Annotated in this window: 17 protein-coding genes; 8 read left to right on the plus strand and 9 right to left on the minus strand. The window is 53.1% G+C overall.

Annotation, left to right across the window (positions count from 1 at the left end):
- Nucleotides 1-16: 16 nt before the first annotated feature.
- The 4 genes from EPD59_RS01440 to EPD59_RS01455 all read right to left on the minus strand — a co-directional run bounded on the left by EPD59_RS01440 (nucleotide 17) and on the right by EPD59_RS01455 (nucleotide 5069).
- Complete coding sequence (locus EPD59_RS01440; protein ID WP_240731563.1) at nucleotides 17-1567, minus strand: glycosyltransferase; 1551 nt, start codon at nucleotides 1565-1567, stop codon at nucleotides 17-19.
- 82 nt (nucleotides 1568-1649) lie between these two features.
- The gene (locus EPD59_RS01445) at nucleotides 1650-2915 is read right to left on the minus strand and encodes a glycosyltransferase family 2 protein (RefSeq protein WP_133271231.1); all 1266 of its coding nucleotides are present in this window, start codon (nucleotides 2913-2915) and stop codon (nucleotides 1650-1652) included.
- A 6-nt stretch (nucleotides 2916-2921) separates the two neighbouring features.
- Complete coding sequence (locus EPD59_RS01450; protein ID WP_133271232.1) at nucleotides 2922-4205, minus strand: ABC transporter ATP-binding protein; 1284 nt, start codon at nucleotides 4203-4205, stop codon at nucleotides 2922-2924.
- A gap of 6 nt (nucleotides 4206-4211) precedes the next feature.
- Nucleotides 4212-5069, minus strand: coding sequence for an ABC transporter permease (locus tag EPD59_RS01455; protein WP_133271233.1), 858 nt, complete (start codon nucleotides 5067-5069; stop codon nucleotides 4212-4214).
- A gap of 299 nt (nucleotides 5070-5368) precedes the next feature.
- Here EPD59_RS01455 and EPD59_RS01460 point away from each other — a divergent pair, with 299 nt between their 5' ends.
- Nucleotides 5369-6349 carry a lipid A deacylase LpxR family protein gene (locus tag EPD59_RS01460; protein ID WP_133271234.1) on the plus strand — a complete coding sequence of 327 codons (981 nt, stop codon included), beginning with the start codon at nucleotides 5369-5371 and terminating at the stop codon, nucleotides 6347-6349.
- A gap of 260 nt (nucleotides 6350-6609) precedes the next feature.
- On the opposite strand, the gene EPD59_RS01465 is transcribed toward EPD59_RS01460, so the two are convergent.
- Both EPD59_RS01465 and dusB read right to left on the minus strand, forming a co-directional pair.
- Complete coding sequence (locus tag EPD59_RS01465) at nucleotides 6610-7548, minus strand: DMT family transporter (RefSeq protein WP_133271235.1); 939 nt, start codon at nucleotides 7546-7548, stop codon at nucleotides 6610-6612.
- A gap of 85 nt (nucleotides 7549-7633) precedes the next feature.
- Nucleotides 7634-8623 (minus strand): tRNA dihydrouridine synthase DusB, encoded by a 990-nt coding sequence (gene dusB / locus EPD59_RS01470; RefSeq protein WP_133271236.1) that lies wholly within the window; start codon nucleotides 8621-8623, stop codon nucleotides 7634-7636.
- A 69-nt stretch (nucleotides 8624-8692) separates the two neighbouring features.
- Here dusB and EPD59_RS01475 point away from each other — a divergent pair, with 69 nt between their 5' ends.
- The 4 genes from EPD59_RS01475 (at nucleotide 8693) to EPD59_RS01490 (ending at nucleotide 13300) form a co-directional block, all read left to right on the plus strand.
- The gene (locus tag EPD59_RS01475; RefSeq protein ID WP_133271237.1) at nucleotides 8693-9748 is read left to right on the plus strand and encodes a CPBP family intramembrane glutamic endopeptidase; all 1056 of its coding nucleotides are present in this window, start codon (nucleotides 8693-8695) and stop codon (nucleotides 9746-9748) included.
- A gap of 27 nt (nucleotides 9749-9775) precedes the next feature.
- Nucleotides 9776-10747 carry a phosphatidate cytidylyltransferase gene (locus tag EPD59_RS01480; RefSeq protein WP_133271238.1) on the plus strand — a complete coding sequence of 324 codons (972 nt, stop codon included), beginning with the start codon at nucleotides 9776-9778 and terminating at the stop codon, nucleotides 10745-10747.
- Nucleotides 10748-11066: 319 nt separating this feature from the next.
- Nucleotides 11067-12353 carry a Glu/Leu/Phe/Val family dehydrogenase gene (locus EPD59_RS01485; RefSeq protein WP_133271239.1) on the plus strand — a complete coding sequence of 429 codons (1287 nt, stop codon included), beginning with the start codon at nucleotides 11067-11069 and terminating at the stop codon, nucleotides 12351-12353.
- A 266-nt stretch (nucleotides 12354-12619) separates the two neighbouring features.
- Nucleotides 12620-13300, plus strand: coding sequence for a phosphatidylserine decarboxylase family protein (locus EPD59_RS01490; RefSeq protein ID WP_133271240.1), 681 nt, complete (start codon nucleotides 12620-12622; stop codon nucleotides 13298-13300).
- A 71-nt stretch (nucleotides 13301-13371) separates the two neighbouring features.
- Here EPD59_RS01490 and EPD59_RS01495 read toward each other — a convergent pair whose 3' ends face one another.
- Entirely contained in the window at nucleotides 13372-13905 is a 534-nt protein-coding gene (locus EPD59_RS01495) for a dihydrofolate reductase family protein (protein ID WP_133271241.1), read from the minus strand.
- A 1095-nt stretch (nucleotides 13906-15000) separates the two neighbouring features.
- On the opposite strand from EPD59_RS01495, the gene EPD59_RS01500 reads away from it, so the two are divergent.
- A complete protein-coding gene (locus tag EPD59_RS01500; RefSeq protein WP_165963436.1) occupies nucleotides 15001-17340 on the plus strand; it encodes a collagen-like domain-containing protein in 2340 nt (779 codons plus the stop codon).
- Here the strand turns inward: EPD59_RS01500 and EPD59_RS22100 are convergent.
- Nucleotides 17337-17477 carry a hypothetical protein gene (locus EPD59_RS22100; protein ID WP_240731564.1) on the minus strand — a complete coding sequence of 47 codons (141 nt, stop codon included), beginning with the start codon at nucleotides 17475-17477 and terminating at the stop codon, nucleotides 17337-17339. The genes EPD59_RS01500 and EPD59_RS22100 overlap by 4 nt on opposite strands.
- 21 nt (nucleotides 17478-17498) lie before the next feature.
- Between EPD59_RS22100 and EPD59_RS22105 the strand changes: the two genes are divergently transcribed.
- A complete protein-coding gene (locus EPD59_RS22105) occupies nucleotides 17499-20135 on the plus strand; it encodes a collagen-like domain-containing protein (protein ID WP_133271243.1) in 2637 nt (878 codons plus the stop codon).
- Nucleotides 20136-20146: 11 nt separating this feature from the next.
- Entirely contained in the window at nucleotides 20147-21670 is a 1524-nt protein-coding gene (locus EPD59_RS01515; RefSeq protein ID WP_165963437.1) for a T9SS type A sorting domain-containing protein, read from the plus strand.
- A gap of 109 nt (nucleotides 21671-21779) precedes the next feature.
- On the opposite strand, the gene EPD59_RS01520 is transcribed toward EPD59_RS01515, so the two are convergent.
- Nucleotides 21780-22262 (minus strand): GAF domain-containing protein, encoded by a 483-nt coding sequence (locus tag EPD59_RS01520; protein WP_133271245.1) that lies wholly within the window; start codon nucleotides 22260-22262, stop codon nucleotides 21780-21782.
- Nucleotides 22263-22335 lie beyond the last annotated feature (73 nt).

Raw genomic sequence — 22335 nt, forward strand, 5'->3', positions numbered from 1 at the left:
TAGAAAAGATCCTATCTTATTGAGCAAGGGGTAAGACCTTAACGGCTTTCACCGTGTTGATAACCTGAAAATGCGGGTCATGGTCCTGTAATTGCTGCGTCGTTACCTCCGACACGCCCATGCCATACAGAAAGGCGGCAGCAATAAGCACATTGCCATGTGACTGAATTTTGCTGGTTCCCGGCCCAGGAAACGCGTCCGCAAAAAGGCGCTGCAGCGCCTTATCGGTAAAAGACCAGTACCAGGTTTCTTTCCACTCCCCATGATCAATGGGAGTAATGCCGGGCACTGTAAGCAACAACGTGCCGCCCGGCTTCAGCAGCCGATAGCAGGTATCCAGTGCCTGCTTATAATCGTAAATAAGATGCAGTGTTTGGGTGAGCACAATACAGTCAAATAAATTATCCGCCACGTGTTGCACGTTGCTCAGGTCACCAATGATGGTGGCGCGAGGATTGCTCGCGTCTACGTGCAAAATATCGCTCTGGGTGATGTCTGAGCCAAAGCGGAGCGTATACTCATTATCGCCAATCTCTAAGATGCGCCCCCGAATGGCTGCGGCCTCTCGTTGCAGAAATTGCTCGATATAATAGCGGTCTACTGGTCCTCCTCGGTCGTAGCCAAATACAGTACTAAACGGCTTGGTTCGCCCCAAATCGCCAAGTTCTACCTGTCCGACTGGCGGCAAGTATCCTTGATAGAGACCCTTCTGAGACAGGAAGCGTAGGCCCACCGTAGGCGCGTACCTCTTGAGGATTTTCTTGAACATAGAGGTTGTTGGTCCGAAGAGATAACGAAAAAGTAGCGCGGGGTAGTGCTTGCTAAGGGTTAGAAGTTCTATATAGGTAGCCCTAGCAGCGCCGGGGGCAGCAAGGCGATTATATAACTCCGTGCTATAATAACCTTTCCAAATAAGTTGACCTAGACTGTACGCTTCCTGCTCTGCTGCGTTCCGTAAGTGTGGTTTTTGCCGATGCAATACTGCTAACACAGTGGTGAGCATCAAGGGTATGTTGCCGGACATATTCGTAGTATGCATGCGGTAAGCAGCGATGCGCTGAGTGTGATGGGCGACGGGATAGGTGCGGGCCAAGCGCAAATACAGGTCGTAGTCTTCACATGCAGGCAGCGTAGGATCATAGGCATATGCTGCAAATACCCAGCGCTGAAACATTACTGTCGCATGCATCCCAATATAGTTTCCTTGCAGCAGAGCCATGTAATAATCACCCACCACGGCCGGTGTGTCCACTGTACGCATACTCGTGCCCACAACTTTGTAGTGGCCACCTGAGACAAATGCCAGCGCAGGATTTTGCTGCAGGTAGCCCGCATTGATACGAAGAGCTCCGGGTAGGAGCCAATCATCTGCGTCTAGAAAGACGAGGTACTGCCCTGTGCTGCGGGCAATGCCCGTATTACGAGCGGCGGATAGCCCTTGATTTTCTTGATAAATGTAGGTGATGGATGGATGACTCTTTGCTACCGTCCGGGTTGAGTCCGTGGAACCGTCATCGACGACGACGACCTCAATAGCGGGATAATCTTGCTGCCAGATGCTGGCCAAGGCCTCCGGTAAATACCTGCCGTGATTATAGCAGGGGATGATAACAGAAACTAGAGGATATAGAACAGAGGGGGGGAGTCCATCACGAGAGGCAGCGCTGTGGCGTACGATGGCGATAGTAGAAAGCAATACCAGCGGCAACCCCTTTCACCTCCGCCCACAAGGTGCGACTGCGAAAACGAAAGTATGGAAAGCCTATTTTAATCTGATGAGCATAGTACTTAGGTAAATGAAAGTAGGTATGCTTGGCATAACCGACTTTAGGAGACTGGTCATGTTGGATGAGCGCAGCAGCAGCATGCCCACGCATATAGTAAAAGAGTTGACGCTTCAATTCCTTCATTCCCTTCCGATGCTCATGGTATACTATGGCGCGTGGATTATAGCGAATAGTATGCCCGTGTAATAAAATTCGGTACCACATCTCCGAATCACCGCTACAACCGGCCGCACCAGCATCCAGCAACTCATTAAAATACCCTACCTCCTCAAAGATGGATTTTCGGAAGGCCATGTTGGCACCTGCTCCAATATCCCATACTCGGGGTGCAGACTCTGCTGTAGGCCGGAGGAATGACTCATCGTAGAACTTATCTACATAACCCCGATTAAAACTCCAGTGCTGCTCAAAAATCAACTGAGCCTCTGTCTGCAAGGCCGCAGCAATGACCAAACCTGTCATCGCAGAAGTAGTTGGCTCGTGAAAGGTTTCCCAAATTCTAAAGATCAAATTAGGATGCACAACCACATCATCGTCTATGAAAGCTACTACAGGGCAGTGAGCTGCTACAATACCCGCATTACGGGCTATATCGAGACCGATCCTTGGTTCCCTAATATAAACTACGCCTGAAAATTCTTGTACGATTTCTCGGGTGCAATTATCAGTAGGAGCGTTGTCGACTACGACTATTTCCTTTGGCCGACACGGCATCGCATATAAAGATTTTAGGCAGCGAGCCAGCACCGCCGCACGGTTGCGTGTGCAGATAACTACGGAGATAGGAACTTCCGCTGGCAAAGAAATAGGTAACACAACCGTTAAAGCCGTTGCCATCCAAGCATTCCATGTGTCGGTATTTATTAGGTGGAGCCAGAGCGAGTAGGACAGCGAGCTTAAGGAATGAGGTTGCTCATACTGGCGCAATGCTGGTTGAATAGCTGCGTACACTGCCGAGTAGTATGCCTCTTCCGTGAACTCTTGGTTTGGTTCGATAAACAATTGTCCAAGAGCTATCTCATGCCACCAAAACACTAGATAGTTGCCCTGCGACCGGGTTAGGGGCGGGGATACCAGCGGCTCATGCATCGGGACATGAATAATGTGGTAAGGGAGAGCGTCGCTCATACCTAGTTACAAAAAAATGACGGGCTGGGTAGACAATCGGAAGGGAAGGTGCGGCCGAACGGCCCCCATCCATTTACCATAACCTTGCATATCGCCCCGAAAATCTTCTAGTTCAAAAGACAAACACTCCTCATAGTAAAATATTTCTTCGGAGGCATTCTGCACGATAACCAAAGAAATATAATAAGATCCGTCGTTCAGAAAGTTGCCCGGAATGTGACATTCACCAGTTACGACTCCGGTGGCACAGGGGATAGGTTGAGCCGGAGCGTCGAAGATGCACTCCCCCGCGTAGGAGAACAGGTGTAGGCCTGCACTGAGCAGAGCCTCATCCATTAGGTTCCAAAACTCGAATTTTACCGTCAGTGCCGCCCGTACATCTAGGGGGGCATCCGGCGTTGGCAAGTGAGGAATAAGTTCCACGGATTTGAATCGAACTCGATTGTTGCCCGGAGCTTGCTCTATAGTAGCCCAGGTTTGGCTAAGCTTAAGTTGTTGAACATGGGTAAGGTAGCTATTGACAACGCTGCCTGCATTTCCTCTTTCCTGCACTTGGCCATGTTGTAGCCACAAACCATAATCGCAGAGGTTAGTAATAGCTTGCATGCTGTGACTGACAAAGAGAATAGTGCGGCCTTCACTGTGGGCTACCTCCTTCATTTTACCTAAGCACTTCTTCTGGAACTCAGCGTCGCCGACGGCAAGTACTTCATCGATAATCAGAATATCGGGTTCCAAGTGAGCGGCTACAGCGAAAGCCAGTCGTACATACATTCCGGATGAATAGCGCTTTACGGGGGTATCTAAGAATTTTTCCACCCCGGAAAAAGCTACTATCTCGTCGAATTTGGTGCGAATTTCGGCTTTACTCATTCCCAGGATATAGCCGCTGAGGTAGATGTTTTCACGACCAGAAAGCTCTGAATGGAACCCTGTACCTACTTCCAATAGGCTACTCACTTTGCCTCGGCCTCGGACAAAACCAGCGGAGGGACGAATGATGCGCGATATGATTTTAAGGAGCGTGGATTTGCCCGCGCCATTGCTACCAATAATGCCCCAGACCTCGCCCTGCTTTACCTCAAAGTTTATGTCTTGCAGGGCCCAGAGAGCCTGACTCTGGGCAGCATTAGGCGACTGGGCGTCGGGCAGCTGAAAAAAAGGATCCTGTTGTTTTCTGACCGTTGTGGTCCACCAACGTTGCAGGTCCTGTAGCAGGTAGCCCGTACCGATGGTGCCTAAACGGTAAACTTTGGATAACTTCTCAACTTGGATAACTACTTCTGACATACGACCTTAGATAGTATCTATTAGCTTATCCCCTTGCTTATTGAAAATAAGCAGCGCGGCCAGCAGGAGCACAGCCGTAGTGATGAAGCTGTAAGCGAATAGGGGAAAAGTTACCACTCCTTGGCCCAAAAGGGAGCGGCGAAATAGCTCAAATAGGGGCGTAAGAGGATTTAGCTGCACGAGCCAGCGCCACTTTTCTGATACATACCCGACTGGATAAATGACGGGAGTCAGGAACATGAGCAGACGGGTTCCTAATCCTATCAGGTAGCTCATGTCCCGGTATTTTGCCGTTAATACAGAGAAGAACAAACCTAGTGCAAAGCTGATACCTCCAACCAGCAAAATTGCTACGGGCGCAAGCAGTAGCCACTGAATGTCAGGTAGTTGTAAGCCCTTGAAAATGATATAATATGCCAGCACTACTGCCAGCAAGCCGAACTGAATACCGAAGTTGAACAGGTAACCGCTTAGGCGCGCAAAGGGAATAATAAGACGCGGGAAATAGACCTTGCTGAATACCTGGGCGTTGTCGCGGAAAGTGGATGAGATGCTGGTAAATGTATCGTTGAACAGGTTCCAGAGGATAATGCCTGCTAGATAAAAAAGTACGGGCGGAGTACCTCCTGTTGAGATGCCAACTACTTTGCCGAAGACAATGACATACGTAATCAGGGTTAGGAGCGGCTGTAACAGCACCCACAGCGGTCCCAGAATAGTCTGCTGATAGACGAGCAGGAAGTCGCGGCGTACCAGCCCCGACGCTAAATGGCGGTAGGCCCAGAGGTCGGGTAGGCTAGTACCCCACCAGCTGGTTTTGGATCCGATTTCCCAATCCCATTTATTATCAGTGCGAATAGACATGTGTTGTGTGTGATACTGGCCCTAAGACCAGGCAGAAATTCTGAAACTAGAGCAGTGCTCGGGATAAGCTAGCTCGTGTAGCTTAGGTGATAAAGAAAGGTAAGGCTGATTCGTGTTCGGACCAAACTACAGAAAAGCCCCCCGCACGCAGCAAATGTAGCGGTAGCTTTCACGGAATGACGCACAAGGGTTTCAATTAAATCCTTGATTCTCACAACTATTTCAGGAATGCATACGATGTGCTTTGCTTGCTAACGAGCCCAAACTGAACCGGCCGTGAACTGCGTACATAGCGCACTATGCGCTACTGGCTGAGCACTTTGCTGCTGATTTTTATCCTTATCGAAACCGGGCGGGCCCAAAAAATGCCCCCCGACAGTAGCGTCGTCAGTTCTGACCACATCATTGCTTATTCATTCGCCAACGACGCCTTTTTTCGCACCGATTATTATTTTACCCAAGGCATGACCCTGAATGTAGTGCTGCCCGTGCTGGCTAAGTCGCCGGTAAATAAAATCCTGTTGGGGGGCAAAATGGCGGCGGTGCGCTATTATGGCGTGAAGGTATTTTATGATGGCTTTACGCCCCTGCGAATACAGGATGCTTTTATTCGGGTGGGCGACCGGCCGTATGCCTCCTATATCTATGCTTCGCTGTACCGCGTAGCCAATCAGCCCCAACAACGGCAGCGCCTTACTGCTGGTCTCGACATAGGATTTATGGGGCCGGCTGCCGGGGCCAAGGGTTTTCAAACCAAAGTGCATGAACTGCTGGATGCACCCACGCCGCGAGGTTGGGATTATCAAGTGCAAAACGATCTGGTGCTGGGCTATCAGCTAGGCTTCGAAAAACAGCTGCTGGGGGGCAAATTTGCGGAGCTAATTGGTACGGCGAGAACCTCGGTGGGTACACTGAATACCCTGGCAGCCACAGGTTTGCTATTGCGCATGGGCAAGATGAATCCGTATTTCCGTAACCTGGGCGTAAGCTCGGCGGCAGGGCGTGCTGGGGGGCAAAAATTTCAGCTTTATGCCCAAGGTCGCCTGGAAGGAAGAGCGGTGGGCTACAATGCTACGATGCAAGGCGGAATACTTAATCGGCAGAGTCCTTATACGCTGCGTGCTGAGCAGTTGAAGCGCACAGTAGTGCAGGGCAGCGGCGGAGTAGTGCTTGCCTACGGTGGCCTCCGCTTCGAGCCATCGGCTACTTGGGTGTCTCCGGAGTTTCGGGGCGGACGGGCGCACCGGTGGGTTCAGTTTGAGGTTTGGGTGGCTTTTTAGCCGCACATAAACCTGCCAGAATCCGTAGGCAGAGAGCTAAAATCCGGCAATACGACTTACTGCGTATGTTGTGCCATGCCCAAAACAGTGCGAAAAAGACGTTATAAACCGGCTAAGTGGCGTCGATTTATACAAGCTAATTGGCCCTGGAGCTTGGCATTGGCGGCCTTCACGGCGCTGGGCCTTTTAGTATGGCACCACGGCTGGTAAGTACCGGATAAATTCTGCCGACGACGGTAAGACGCAGGTGGCGGCGGGAGCTACTTTGCTTTGTTTACCATAAAAACGCCCCCCAGGATGATAATCATCCCCAGGCAATGCAGCAGGTTGATGGTTTCGCCATCCAACACGCCCCAGCCCAGCGCTACAATAGGCACCAGATAGGTATTGGAGCTGGCAAAAAGCGCCGTGGACTCCTGAATCAGCTTATTGAACAGTACCATCGCCACGGCTGTGCTCATAAAGGCCAGCAGCGCAATGTAGCCCAGGGCCGACCAGGCGCCGGGCACGGTGGAGAGCTTCGTGAGAAAATCGGTGAAGCCGAAAAGAAAAATCAGGGCGGGCCCACCGATCAGCAGCAGAATCAGGCTGGTGACGGCCAGCGACGGCAGGCCATGCAGCTGGTGCTTGATCACGTTTACACTCACCCCGTAGCCCATGGTGGCGAGCACAATATAGAGGCCGTACCAGGCATTGCCCAGGCCGGTAGGAGTGGCCGAGCCGCCGCTGCCGCCTAGGCCCATCAGAACCACCGTACCCACAAAGCCGAGCCCGATACCTAAAGCTCGCAGTGGCGTAATGGGCTGTCGGAAAAATAACGCACCCACCAGCAATGTGAATACGACCGTCAGGGCATTAAGAACGCCCGCCAGCCCCGAGGCCAGCTTGGTTTCGGCGTAGGCAAAAAGAAAAGCTGGAATAAACGTGCCCACCACGCCGCTCAGCAGCAAATACTTGAAGCGGCCACGCTCCACGCGCCGCACGTGGCGCAGCCCGAACGGCAACAGTACCAGCGCCGCAATGCTCACCCGCGCCGCCCCCAGTTCTAAGGCCGAAAACACCTCCAGCCCTTTCTTCATCAAAATAAACGAGGTGCCCCAGATGCAAGCCAGCACAACCAACAACACCCAGGCCGAGGCTGGAATGCGCTGAATAGGCGCGATAGTAACCGCCGGAGCGACCGTAGCAGATGAAGGCATTGTAGAGGAAACTGGGGGGCTTTTTTTAAGAAAAATACGAGAACACCCCACTGGCTAGGGCGGGCTTTTAGGCTAAAGCAGAGTGCTACCCTACCATTACCGGCTCGGCAGCGGCAATTTCTTCCAGAATTTCCAGAATGATTGCGGGCTGCTCAGCGTCTACAAGTCGGGTGCGCCACTGCTTGGCGCCTTCCAGGCCCCGGAAATACTGAGCATAGTGGCGGCGCATCTCAAACACGCCCACGCGCGGACCTTTCCACTCAATACTCTTCTCGAAATGCATGCGGCACATGGCTACGCGCTCCTCAATAGTGGGCGGCGCCAGCTTTTCGCCAGTAGCCAGGTAGTGCTTAATTTCGCGAAAAATCCAGGGGTAGCCAATGCTGGCCCGGCCCACCATAATACCATCGACGCCGTAGCGCTCTTTGTAAAGCGCCGCCTTTTCGGGCGAATCGATGTCGCCGTTGCCGAAGATGGGAATACGAATGCGCGGGTTGTTTTTGATCCGGTGAATAAGCGTCCAGTCGGCTTCGCCTTTGTAGAGCTGCACGCGGGTGCGGCCATGCACGGTAAGCGCCTCAATACCAATATCCTGCAAGCGCTCGGCTACTTCCTCCACGTTTTTGGTGTCATCGTCCCAGCCCAGGCGAGTTTTTACCGTCACGGGCAGGTGCGTATTCCGCACCACGGCAGAAGTCATTTCCACCATTTTTGGAATATCGCGCAGCAGGGCTGCTCCGGCTCCCCGGCAAGCCACTTGCTTCACGGGGCAGCCGTAGTTAATGTCAATCAGGTCGGGGCCAGCAGCGGTGCTGATGGCAGAGCACTCGCCCATGGTGGCCACATCGGAGCCAAACAGCTGAATGCCGATGGGCCGTTCATAGTCGAACACGTCGAGCTTTTTGCGGCTTTTGGCTGCGTCCCGAATCAGGCCTTCCGAGGAAATAAACTCAGTGTACATCAAATCAGCCCCATTGGCTTTGCATACGGCCCGGAACGGTGGATCGGAAACGTCCTCCATTGGAGCTAACAGCAAGGGGAAATCGGGTAGAGCGAGGTCGCGGATGTGTACCACAAGTAGGCAGTTAGAGGAATTTGCGCAAATTTACGACACTTCCAAGTTTCCCGTAACCACCTGTCTGCTATGAAAGGTTTCGTGTCCAGCCGATTGCACCCATTGCTGACCCTGGTCTTGCTCGTTGGCCTAATGGTGGGCGGCTTGTGCATAGCCACATTTTTAATTGCAGTCTTGGCTAGCAGCATCTACGGTATTGGCTTGCTGGAAATGGGCAACGTCACAAGCCGGCCCGACTCGCACCCCGATGGTTGGGCGTTACTTATGCTCAGCCAGGGCCTGACCTTGTTTATCGGCTTTGCCGGTTCGGCGTTGGTGCTGGCCTGGATGCAAGGCTACCGCTGGACTGAGTATTTTGCCCCCCGCCGCCCCACGCGCACCGAATGGCTGCTACTGGCCGGGCTGCTTGTCATCGTTAGCCTCCCCGCCATGTCGAGCCTGATAGAATGGAATGCTAAAATGCACTTCCCGCCGTTCATGCAGGGGTTCGAAACGTGGGCCCGCCAACTGGAGGATAAGGCAGAAGCCATGACCAAGTCGCTGACTCAATTTAATACAGTAACACGCCTGTTAGTAGCGCTGCTCGTCATTGCCATCGTGCCGGCCATTAGTGAGGAGTTGGTTTTCCGCGGGGTCGTCCAGCGCAACCTGGTGCAGTGGACGGGCAGTCACCACGTCGGTATCTGGCTGTCGGCCGCCATTTTCAGCGCCATCCACTTCCAGTTTTTTGGCTTCATTCCGCGCCTGGCTTTGGGCGTGATTTTTGGCTACCTCTACGCCTGGAGCGGCAATATTCTGGTGCCTATGGCTGCACACTTTACCCAGAATGCCTTTCAGCTTGTCCTGCTATACTTAGTGCAGCAGCGCGCTTTGACGACTGATGCCTTCAATCCTGACTCAACGGAAAGCCTTCCGTGGCCGCTGGTGCTGCTTTCGGCATTGCTTTCGGCTGGTATTCTATATTATCTGTACCAAAAAATGGCCCCCGCTACCGAGCCGACGGAGGCGCATACCATTGCTAGCACTGGTATAGCCGTGCGCACTGCCGATGCGCCCGTGCCACATGAGCGCCACACGCTCAGCGGCCGGGGCATTGAAGTCGATGATGACAAGTCGGCTTCCTAACTTTTATCTTCCATTAACCTCGCTATTTTGCCCCCCACGCCCGCCCCAGCCGAATCTACTCTGACCGACCAGCCGCCGGGCAAGAAGCCGATGTCCAACCTCACGCAGCGCATTATTTTTGGTGCTATTGGCGCTGCGCTACTATTCGGCTGCATCTGGTACAGCGCGTGGAGCTTCGCCGTATTTTTTGCCTTAGTACAGGCCAAGATGCTGCTTGAGTTTTACCGCATGATGCGCAAGACTGGCTACGCTCCGGTGGCAGCTATGGGGGTGGGGGTGAGTGTGTTGCTTTTTATGGGCGTGCACTTAATTGCCGGAGCTGGACATTACAATACGGAAGGCAACTCGGCCATTCAGATTTACAATGCGGATGCTGCACCGGGTAGCTCAGTGGCTTTTTATTCGTTTGGCTTTCTAATTCAGCGGGCCTTACTTTGCAGCCTGGTCCTCATACCCGTCCTGCTGATACTGCGGGAAATGATTCTGTGGCCACGTTCCAAAAACCCCTTCGGGAACATTGGGGTGAATCTGCTGGGCTTATTCTACGTGAGCATCCCGATGAGCTTGCTCAGCGTGCTGGCCTTCACCGAAACCGGCTACGACTTCCGCCGAGTTCTCGCCCTGCTTTTCCTCGTCTGGACCGCTGACATTGGTGCTTACGCCGCTGGCAAAACTATGGGCAAGCATAAATTGGCCCCCAACATCTCGCCCGGCAAAACGTGGGAAGGTTGGATTGGCGGCGCCCTGCTTACCCTGGTGATGGGCTGGGCCTTAGGCTATTTACTGCCCGATATGCCACTCTCGCACCGCCTAGTTGCTGCTGCCGTCGTCGCCGTATTTGGAGTGCTCGGCGACCTGGCCGAATCGATGCTGAAGCGCAGTGTAGGCGTGAAAGACTCCGGCCGTATTCTGCCGGGTCATGGTGGATTGCTTGACCGGTTTGACGCGTTGCTGCTGGTCCTGCCGGTGCTGGTGCTGCTACAGCTATTAGTGGAGTAAGCCTGACCATATCAGCGCACTGCTTGATTTGTGGAGTTTGCCGCCAGAAATCTTCTACTATATTCTTGATTTTCAGGGTTCTGCTAACTAGGCTCCGCGGCATTCAGCTGTGGAGCTTAAGCCTGTTTCCTTTCCCCGAACTGGGAAAAGCATATGGATTGGGGCAATTATTGCACAGCGAAGCACCAAGGCGGTTTATTCAGCGTATGCACAAACCTAGTACCTTTGACCACCCCAAACACAGGGGGCATTTTGGGCTCCACCCGGCCTTTATGCGTCCTGAATTATAGTCCCACCCTTTTTCAACTCTTCCTCTTCTATGGCTGTCACCACGGTGTACAAAGAGCCGGCTCCAATTGTGGACCGCGAAAATCCGCTTGAATCAATGATGTCGCGTTTTAATATCGCGGCGGAGATTCTGGGTCTGGATGAATCAACTTACAACGTTTTAAAAGCGCCTGATAAGCAGGTAATCGTCAATATTCCCGTGACCATGGACAATGGCCAAATTCGGGTGTTTGAAGGCTACCGCGTGGTTCACAACACGATTCTGGGTCCGTCGAAAGGCGGTATCCGCTACGACATGCACGTGCACCTCGATGAGGTAAAAGCTTTGGCTGCCTGGATGACCTGGAAGTGCGCCGTAGTTGATATTCCCTATGGCGGAGCCAAGGGCGGTATTATCTGCGACCCCACCACGATGAGTGCCGGCGAAATCGAGCGTATGACCCGTGGCTACACGCTGGCTCTGAAAGACGTGTTTGGCCCCGACCGCGACATCCCGGCTCCCGACATGGGTACTGGTCCGCGCGAAATGGCCTGGCTGATGGATGAATTCTCTAAAACCACAGGCGCTACGTCGCCCGCCGTTGTGACGGGCAAGCCCTTGGTAATGGGGGGCTCTTTGGGTCGGGTAGAAGCTACCGGTCGGGGCGTAATGGTATCTGCCATTGCGGCTATGAAAAAGCTCGGTATGGACCCCACCAAGTCATCGGCAGCGGTACAGGGATTTGGCAACGTAGGCTCGTGGGCGGCTAAGCTGCTCTGCGAGAAAGGTGTGAAAATCAAGGGCGTATCTGACATCAGCGGTGCTTACTGGAACGAGGAAGGCATCAACATCGATGAAGCTATTGCCTACAAAAACGCGCATAACGGCCGCTTAGAGGGCTACACTGGTGCCACTGCCATGGACCCCGACGACCTCCTAATCAGCGCTGTAGACGTACTGGTACCAGCTGCTGTTGAGGACGTAATAACGGAGCACAACGCTGAGCGAATTCAGGCGAAGCTGATCGTGGAAGGTGCCAACGGCCCAACCTCAGCCAGCGCCGACGACATTATCAACCGTAAGGGTATTATGGTAGTGCCCGACATTCTGGCTAACTCTGGCGGCGTTACCGTGTCCTACTTCGAGTGGGTGCAGAACCGCTTGGGCTATAAGTGGAGCGAGGGCATGGTGATTGAGCGCGCCGCGCGCATCATGAACGACGCCTTCGAGAAAGTGTACGCTACCAGCCAGAAATATAAAGTGCCTATGCGCATCGCGGCTTACGTAGTAGCAATTGATAAAGTAGCTCAGACGTACAAGTTCCGCGGCGGCTACTAGGCCTTTCGTGGTTACGCCACAGTCAGCTTCATGGGTTATTAGACCAAATAGCTGAATTGCGCGTATGTAAACAGAGTAGTCGTAAAACTGTCTAATTGATAGCCCGGACCCTTTAGTCCGGGCTATCTTTGTCAGGCTTTTGTACATTCGTGACTAAACCCGACAACAAACCCAGTTTTCTTATCTGTTTGATTAGCTGAAACCTTGTAGCCGCGCATTTTGTCGGTTGGGTTCAGCCTTAGGTCAGCGCAGCTAATCTGCGATTTATGAAGATTCACAAAGAAGGACGACGTATACTATTCTTTACGCTGCTGGCTCTGCTAGCTGTTAATTTGTTGCTGTTCCGATTTAATAGTCGCAACGAAACCTTCAATATCATTTTCGTCGTGGCATCGGCCGTGGCGTTTCTGCTGCTGTTGCAGTTTTTCCGCAGCCCTTACCGCAACCTGCTCACCCACGAGGATTTGCTAATTGCGCCTGCTGATGGAAAAGTGGTCGTGATTGAAGACGTACACGAACCGGAATACTTTGATGATGTGCGCAAGCAGATCAGCATCTTCATGTCGCCTATCAATGTGCACATCACCCGCAACCCGATTTCGGGTGTAGTGCGCTATTTCAAATATCACCCCGGCAATTACCTAGTGGCCTGGCACCCCAAAAGCAGCACCAAAAACGAGCGTACTACGGTAGTAGTACAATCGGAAGCCGGGCCGATGGTCCTTTTTCGGCAGATTGCCGGCGCTATGGCCCGTCGCATTGTCTGGTACGTGAGCGAAGGCGACGAAGTAAGCCAGGGCGAAGAGTTCGGATTCATTAAGTTTGGCTCCCGTGTCGATATTTATGTGCCGCTGGATACAATACTGAAAGTGCAGCTTGGAGATAAAGTGAAAGGCGGCGAAACGGTTATTGCCCAACTAAAAACGGAAACGCCCAGTCTGTTCTAGTTCGTAGCTCGTTCATGCGAACGAGGATAAACAGCACAAAAAAGCCCCCCAGACTTGCTCTGGGGGCTTTTTTATTCGATGTTGGTGAGTTGGTAATGCAACAGTATCATCCCATTGGGCCAGGCATGATTGCGTAGCAGCTTAATCGGCTGTGCAGATTTTGGAGCTTCCCACAGCGGAATACCTTCGCCTAGTAGCCTCGGAACCACAAATAGCATCAGCTCATCCACCAGCGCTGCCGCCAGCAACGGGGCTGCCAGCTTGCTGCCGCCAATAAGCCAGATTGTGCCGCCTTCCTGCTGCCGCAATTGCCCGACAAACTCAACTGCCTCCGCCGTTACAAACCTGACGGATGAGTGTGCCGCCTCAGCGGGAGGGTTGCTGGTAAAAACGTAGTTGACAAGCTCTGGGTACGACCACTCACCAAAGGTGAGTATCTGTTCATAAGTAATGCGACCCATCAATGTAGCATCGACGGAAGCTAAAAAATCAGCGTAGCCATAATCTGATTCTGGTAGAATAGGCGGCAGCCAGTCAACAGAGCCATCGGACGAGGCAATATACCCGTCAAGGCTCGCGGCAATATATAGGACCACTTTGCGCATAAGCCAAGATACAGGTTTGGGATAATCCGGCCATAGAATACAGTGGCTTGTCTAAGTTAAAGCCAAGGAATACTGGAGGGTATCCACCTAGCTGAACAGTTATAATAATCTGTTCTATCAGATGGCACTAGGATTTCCTGATACTGCGGTGAAGTCACCGAAGTACGTGCTAGTTGTTGAGCAAGTAGGAGAATTCTAAAGTACGTGTAGTAGGCTTTTCCACAATGATTTAGCAGTTGTATCCTAAATCAAGCCTTAAACAATCCTAAAGTCACGTTAATAAATCAAATTATAGATTCTTAGAAATGTTCAAGTAGAAAACACGGACACTTTATCTATGATAGGGTGCAGTTTTAAATCGCGTATTAGTTTGCAAATGAGTATTGCTGATAGTAGATATGCTGATATAAATATAATTATTATAAGTGTAAGTCCTTTTTAGTACAGGATATAATAATGGTCTAAAGAAAGCTATTTATTATATAAAAAGCTTGTATTCAGGCTAGTATGTGAATTTTATAACTTTAGGACGCAATATCTTTTGCAAGCTCGGCAATTGTTACACCTCATTATATAGATAGTTCAAAATATATGATGTGCAAATGTATTAGTCTACTAAAAAACGCTGCTTAACGAACAAAACCGACTCTTTACGGATAAGCCATAAAAAATGTTGTAAAAATTCTGAAAAAATTAGAAGGGTCCCATTTTTTATTAGATATTCACATAGATATTGGTCAATATGCTCCAATTACAATCATCCGATGCATCCTGAGTTATTAATCTCTTGAGCGATTGGGCGCTTGCCAAAATATTTGCACTTAAATAATAAACGTTAGTATAGTCTCCACCCTTAATGCCAAATTTATGAGTAGATTTTTTCCCACCCTCCCAAGGCCTCATAGCCTACAAGACAAATGTGGATTCAATGGTCCCACTGATTTTGCTGGCAACGTCACACGCAGTTGAAAAGTGTATCTGTCTTCTTAAGAAGATCATACTAATAATTTTTTTATCACAAATAAACCGTTCTGCCTAATGCACAACTCTACTCATTTCTTGCCTCCGCTGAGGCTTGTGATGGTTGCCGGATTTATGTCACTTGCAGGTGTGGGCTTTGCCCAGACAGGCATTGGCACGCGCAACCCCGATCCTTCAGCTGCGCTCGACATCTCGAGCAGTAACCGTGGCCTTCTGATCCCGCGTGTTGCTCTTACCTCAAGCACCGATAACACGACGGTGCCGAACCCGGCTACCGGGCTGATGCTTTTCAATATTAATGCATCCCTTCCAGGTGGAGTAGGCCTATATTATAACGCTGGAGGCCCAACAGGAACTAATGGTGCTACTCCTACTAACTGGGTGCGAGTAGCCACGAGCAGCGCACAAATAGGAGTAGAAAGCTGGCATACGATCAGTACTCCTAACGGTAATACTGGTGGGACCAAAGCAAGTAGTTCACCATACATTGAGAACCAGAGCGCGGCTATTCAAAGTGCCAACTTCCGCATCAATGGTACTGGTGCGATAGGTGGTACGCTGACGGTAGGTGGAAATACCACTTTATCCACACTAGCAGGCGGCGGAAACCGAATGGTTACTACCGATAACACGGGTAAGCTGATAGCTAAACCATTAGATTTTCTTACAATCAATGGTAACGAACTGCGGCTAAATGCTACTAATGCTGTAACCCTGCCGACTATTGCCGGACCACAAGGTCCAGTCGGCCCAACCGGGGCAATGGGAGCAACTGGTCCTGCTGGTGCTAAAGGTGATACAGGTGCAGCTGGGCCTATCGGGCCGGTTGGTCCTCAAGGTGTAGCTGGCGCTACGGGTGCCACTGGTGCTAACGGTTTAAATGGCGCCAAAGGCGACAAGGGTGACACCGGCGCGCAAGGTCCACAAGGCATCGCTGGTACGAACGGTACGAATGGTGTTAACGGCCAAGACGGCGCTACGGGTCCTCAAGGTGCGGCTGGTCCAGTTGGTGCTACCGGTCCTCAGGGTACTGCTGGTATTAAAGGAGATAAAGGCGATACCGGTGCGACCGGGCCTGCTGGCATTCAAGGTTTAAAAGGTGACACCGGTGCACAGGGCACGGCGGGCACCAACGGCACCAATGGTGTAGATGGTGCGAAAGGCGACAAAGGTGATACGGGCGCTAAGGGCGACCAAGGAATTGCTGGACCAGTTGGTCCGACTGGTCCGCAGGGCCTGAAAGGCGACAGCGGCGAGAAAGGTGCTACTGGCGACAGTGGTGCTAAAGGAGATACCGGTGCCAAAGGCGACCAAGGTATCCAAGGCATTGCCGGGCAAATTGGTGCAACTGGCCCTCAAGGCTTAAAAGGCGATAGTGGCGAAAAAGGTGCTACCGGTGACACAGGCGCTAAAGGTGATCAGGGAGCTAAAGGCGAGACCGGTGCTACTGGTGCGCAAGGTATCCAAGGCATTCAAGGCCTAGCTGGCACTAACGGTACGAATGGTGTCGATGGTGCCAAAGGTGACAAAGGGGATATCGGTGCGACCGGACCTGCTGGCGCTCAAGGCATTCAAGGTATTCAGGGTGAAACCGGTGCTAAAGGTGATACTGGTTTTAAAGGAGACAAGGGTGATACTGGGGCACAAGGTATTGCGGGCATCAATGGCACCAATGGCACCAATGGTGTAGATGGCAAAGACGGGGCAACCGGCGCCAAAGGCGATAAAGGTGATACCGGCGCTACTGGTGCTCAGGGTGTAGCTGGTAATAACGGCCTTAATGGTGCAAACGGCATTAATGGTACCAACGGCACGAACGGAGTTGATGGCGCTAAAGGCGACAAAGGTGACAAAGGGGATACCGGTGCAACCGGACCTGCTGGCGCTCAAGGCATCCAAGGCGTAGCAGGATCAAACGGTCTTGATGGCAGAGATGGCAGAGATGGCAGAGACGGAGCTACTGGTGCTACGGGTCCTCAAGGTGTAGCTGGCGCAACTGGCGCCACTGGTCTGACTGGTCCGCAGGGGGAGAAAGGAGCTATCGGTGCAACTGGTGCTCAAGGTATCCAGGGGGAAAAAGGCGAGACCGGAGCAAAAGGCGACACTGGCTTCAAAGGCGATAAAGGTGATACCGGCGCAGCTGGCGCTGACGGCGTAGTCGGAGCTAAAGGCGACAAAGGTGAGCAGGGTATCCAAGGCATTCAAGGTGTAGCTGGTCCAGTAGGTCCAGCTGGCACGAACGGTGTTGACGGTGCTAAAGGTGACAAAGGAGATACCGGTGCAACTGGCACACAAGGTGCAGTTGGTCCAATCGGCCCACAAGGAGAGAGGGGAATAGCTGGCACCGATGGTGCTAAGGGCGAAACTGGTGCTAAAGGTGACCAAGGCATCCAAGGCGCTCAAGGTGAAACCGGCGCTAAAGGGATAAAGGTGACAAAGGTGATCAAGGCCTAGCAGGCACGAACGGTACGAATGGTGTCGATGGTGCTAAAGGTGATAAAGGAGAGCAGGGCATCCAAGGTATTCAGGGTGAAACCGGTGCTAAAGGTGACACCGGTTTCAAAGGAGACAAAGGTGATACTGGGGCACAAGGTATTGCGGGCACCAATGGTGTGGACGGTGCTAAAGGAGATACCGGCGCACAAGGCCCAATCGGCCCACAAGGTGAGCAGGGCGTAGCCGGTGCTAAGGGTGACCAAGGCATTGCTGGTGCTCAGGGCCTACAAGGTGAAGTAGGTCCACAGGGTACTAAAGGCGACACTGGTGCAACTGGCGCTGACGGCGTAGCCGGAGCAAAAGGAGACAAAGGGGACACCGGCGCTACTGGTGCAGTTGGTCCAATGGGCCCGCAAGGTGAGGTTGGTGCGACCGGTTCTGCCGGCGCTCAGGGCCTAAAGGGTGACAAAGGGGATACCGGTGAGCAAGGTATCGCTGGAGTCAAAGGTGACAAAGGAGACACTGGCGCAGCTGGCACGAACGGTACCAACGGGGTTGACGGCGCCAAAGGCGAGCAAGGCATCCAGGGTGTAGCTGGTGCCAAAGGTGATAAAGGTGATACCGGCGCAGCCGGTGCTGATGGCGCTACGGGTGCTCAGGGTCCAATCGGCCCACAAGGCTTAGCTGGTGCTAAAGGTGAGACTGGTGCGAAAGGCGATACCGGATTCCAAGGTGACAAAGGCGACAAAGGTGATACTGGTGCTGATGGCGCTACTGGTGCAACCGGTGCTAAAGGTGATCAGGGCATTCAGGGTCCAAAAGGTGATCAAGGCACAGCAGGTACTAATGGCACCAACGGCACAAATGGTGAGCGTGGCATTCAAGGTGAGCAAGGTGTAGCCGGTCCAGTTGGTCCACAAGGTCCAATCGGTTCGAATGGTGCTAAAGGTGACCAAGGTGAGAAAGGTGAAACTGGTGCTGTGGGTCCAATCGGCCCACAGGGTACTACGGGTGCACAAGGTGTAGCTGGCACTAAAGGTGACACGGGCGAGACCGGACCAAAAGGTGACACAGGTGCTACTGGTGCTCAGGGCATTCAAGGTGTGAAAGGTGATACCGGTGCAGCCGGAGCTGACGGCGTGGCCGGAGCTAAAGGTGACAAAGGTGATACGGGTGCGACCGGTGCACAAGGCACGGCTGGTACCAACGGCACTGACGGCGCCAAGGGTGATACCGGTGCTACTGGTCCAGCTGGCCCACAAGGCTTAACTGGTGCGAAAGGTGACAAAGGAGAGCAGGGCATCCAAGGTGTTCAAGGCGAGAATGGGGCTAAAGGCGAAACTGGTGCACAGGGCACTCAGGGTATCCAAGGCATAGCTGGTACGGATGGTGCGAAAGGTGATATCGGTCCTGCTGGTGCTAAAGGAGATACGGGCGCTCAGGGCTCACAAGGCATCGCTGGTCCAGCTGGCGCTGATGGTGAAGATGGTGCTAAGGGCGAGACAGGTGCAACTGGACCAATCGGCCCCCAGGGCCCGCAAGGTGTAGCTGGTGCAAAAGGTGACACAGGTACTCAAGGTATCCAAGGTGAAACTGGTCTTACTGGACCACAAGGTCCTCAGGGTCTCCAAGGCACAGCGGGTACAAACGGCACTAATGGTATTGATGGCGCCAAAGGTGACAAAGGCGATACGGGTGCAACTGGCGCACAAGGTGTAGCTGGTCCTGCCGGGCCAACTGGCCCTCAGGGATTGAAAGGGGATACTGGTGCGCAAGGTGAAATAGGTGCTACTGGCCCAATTGGTCCACAAGGTCCAATCGGTCCGAATGGTGAGCGTGGTCTGCAAGGTGAGCAAGGTATAGCCGGCGCTAAAGGCGACAAAGGGGACACTGGCACTGCAGGCACCAATGGTACCAACGGTGTTGATGGAGCTAAAGGTGACACGGGTGCTCAAGGTCCACAAGGCCTAGCTGGCCCGACTGGTGCTAAAGGTGACAAAGGTGATACGGGCGCAGTTGGTGCTACTGGCCCACAAGGTCCAATCGGTCCAAAAGGCGAGACTGGCGCAGCTAGCACAGTAGCTGGTCCTCAAGGTGAAACGGGTCCTGCCGGTCCTGCTGGATCGACTGGTGCTAAGGGAGACCAAGGTATTCAGGGTGTAGCTGGTCCAGTAGGCCCTGCTGGTGAGACTGGTCCTGCTGGTCCAAAAGGTGACACCGGTGCGGCAAGCACAGTGGCTGGCCCTGCTGGTGCCACCGGTCCTGCTGGTGCGAAAGGTGACACAGGTGCACAAGGTATTCAAGGCATTCAAGGTGTCGCTGGTCCTACTGGTCCTGCTGCAACTGTAAACATTGGTACCGTAACTGCAACTGGCACGACTACGACCGTGACTAACAGTGTTGACCCCACGACCAAGGCGAATACTCTGAGCTTTAATATTCCCTCAGGACCTACAGGCGCTAAAGGTGACAAAGGTGACACTGGTCCTGCGGGTCCAGCTACTGCAACCTTGAGCGCTAATAATACTGGTACTAGCGGCAGTATCACTTTTGCAACAGGCGAGAACTTCACTACTTTGACTTCCGCTTCTGCTGGTTCCTTCACTTTGGCTGCCACTACAGCTGGCCGTATAGTTTACCTCCGCAATGCGAACACTGGCAACGTTAACATGACAATTTCTAATGCAAGTTCTATGGTCATGGCAGGTGCTAGTGGTAATAACATCACATTCTCTTCCAGCACTTCGACTATAATATATCCTGGTCAAACGCGGATGTTCGTTTACACTGGCTCTGCATGGGTTGCACTATAATTAGCATGGCCATGAACAGATATCTGAAACGTTTCGAACCTCCTAGGGTCGCGTTGGCTTTGCTGCTGGTGTGTGGTGCTGCGGCACCGCACACCAGCGAGGCCCAGACCCTGTACAATGGTCTGGGGGGCATTTTCGCCGTCACCGACTCAATGCGCTACGTGCGCGGCGATGTCGAGAATGCCGGCGAGCTCAATCTGACCTCGGTGCCCGGCGGCTCAGCCACCCGACTCTTCATTGATGAAGGCAACCTGATTAATACGGGTACCGGAACCTGGGTAGCAGGCCAAAGCACGGTCTTGTTGCTCGGAGTGGGCACCACGTCGCACACACTCAGCATGAACGGCGCTTCTCTCTACAATGTGCGGCTCGACAACCCAGCGGGCACTTCGCTGGGCTCGAACGCCACTGTGACAAGTGCCCTCAAGCTGGCCAATGGCAACCTGCTCACAACGGAGGCCTTCAGCCTGACGCTTGGCCCAAATGGCGCCGTGTTTGGCCCGGCTGCCGGTAACCAGGAAGATGGCACGCACTACGTAAAGGGCAGTCTGCTTCAACAGAAAGCGGTAACCGGCACCAACGACGTGAACTTCGGCAATATGGGCTTTACCCTGAATCCGCAGGGTCAGAGCTTAACATTGGCCGTTGACCGCCGCACCGGCCTGAAGCAGCAGAACTACTCCTACGGACGCAGCCGTAATTTCGCGGGCCGGGAAAGCATCGACCGCATCTGGCGGCTCAGCACGCCCGGTGCCAAGGATCCGGCCAAGCCCGTGAATATTTCGCTGGCATGGCTCGCCGACAACGACAATGACCAGAACTTTGATACTGCTCTCGCTCAGGTGTGGCGCTCTACCAACCAAGGCGCAACCTGGGTACGGGAAGGTGTGCCGCAAAAAGGCAAATCGCGCCAGGTTACGGTAGCTACCACACACCTCAATGCCTGGTACACGGTAAGCAGCACGAAGGCCCCGATGCTCACGCCAGAACAGCTAATCTTCTCGGCAGCGCCCCGGCAGCTTGACGCGGTGCTAAGCTGGAGCACTACCTCGAAGCCCGAAAATGGCTGGTTCGTTATCGACCGGTCGAAGGATGGACAGCAGTGGCAGGAAATCAGCCGCCAGCCGGTGGCTGGTCAAAGCTGGTCGCCGGCTGCTTCCACAGCTGTGGATAAGGGAGCCGGTAGCTTAGGGCAAATTGTTCACTATCGGCTGCGCCAGCTTGGTACCGATGGGATGATGCGCTCCAGCAGTACATTGCAGGTTCGCTTCGATGCGCCACTGGCGTTCAATCTCGACGCTTATCCGGTGCCTATGCAGGATTACCTGACCCTCGATCTGAGAACGCCTACGGAGGGCTCGATGTACCTGCAACTGTACGACAGCAACGGACGCCTGGTAATTAACCGGCAGGAAAAAGCGCCAGCTGGCTCCAGCCGCTATCAGCTACAGGTGCGCGACCTGCCCTTGGGCATGTACACCCTGCGCATCCGCCAAGGCAGTAACACAGTAACACGGACGATACCTCGCTACTAGCGTTGCCTCGGCCAGCTGCGTAAGCGGCTTTCACAAAACAGCCCCGTTTCCAGAATTGGAGACGGGGCTGTTTTGTGAAGCAGGAAATAAAGGGTGGCTAAGGATCTACTTAAAACCAGCTTCCCATCAGTTGCGCCATCTGCTCAAGCGCCTGCTGGTCATCTTGGTCAAAGTCGTTGAGCTGGTCGCTATCCACATCGAGGACCATAACCACATGCCCATTTTTCAACACCGGCACCACAATTTCAGATTTTGATTCGCTGCTGCAGGCGATATGCCCCGGAAACTGCTCCACGTCGGGTACGAGCAGGGTCTGTGCCTGGGCCCAGCTGGCACCGCACACGCCCTTGCCATGCCGGATACGGGTGCAGGCAATTGGTCCCTGAAAGGGACCGAGCACTAGCTCATCACCTTTTACCAAGTAAGCGCCCACCCAGAAAAAGCCGAAGGCTTGCTTCAAAGCGCCCATCGTATTGGCCAGGTTGGCAATCAGGTCGGGCTCGCCTGAGGTGAGGGCCTCAATCTGAGGCAGGAGCTGACGGTATTTTTCAGCTTTGGTGAGCGTAAGATCGAGAATGAGTTCTTCAGCCATGAGAAAAGCAGGGTAAGCGGCGGCTTATACAATTAGTTGTGTAGTACGAAAATAAGACCTTATAAGGCTAATA

Origin of the sequence: Hymenobacter radiodurans, from assembly GCF_004355185.1 — a bacterium.
In the GTDB taxonomy this organism is placed as follows: domain Bacteria; phylum Bacteroidota; class Bacteroidia; order Cytophagales; family Hymenobacteraceae; genus Hymenobacter; species Hymenobacter radiodurans.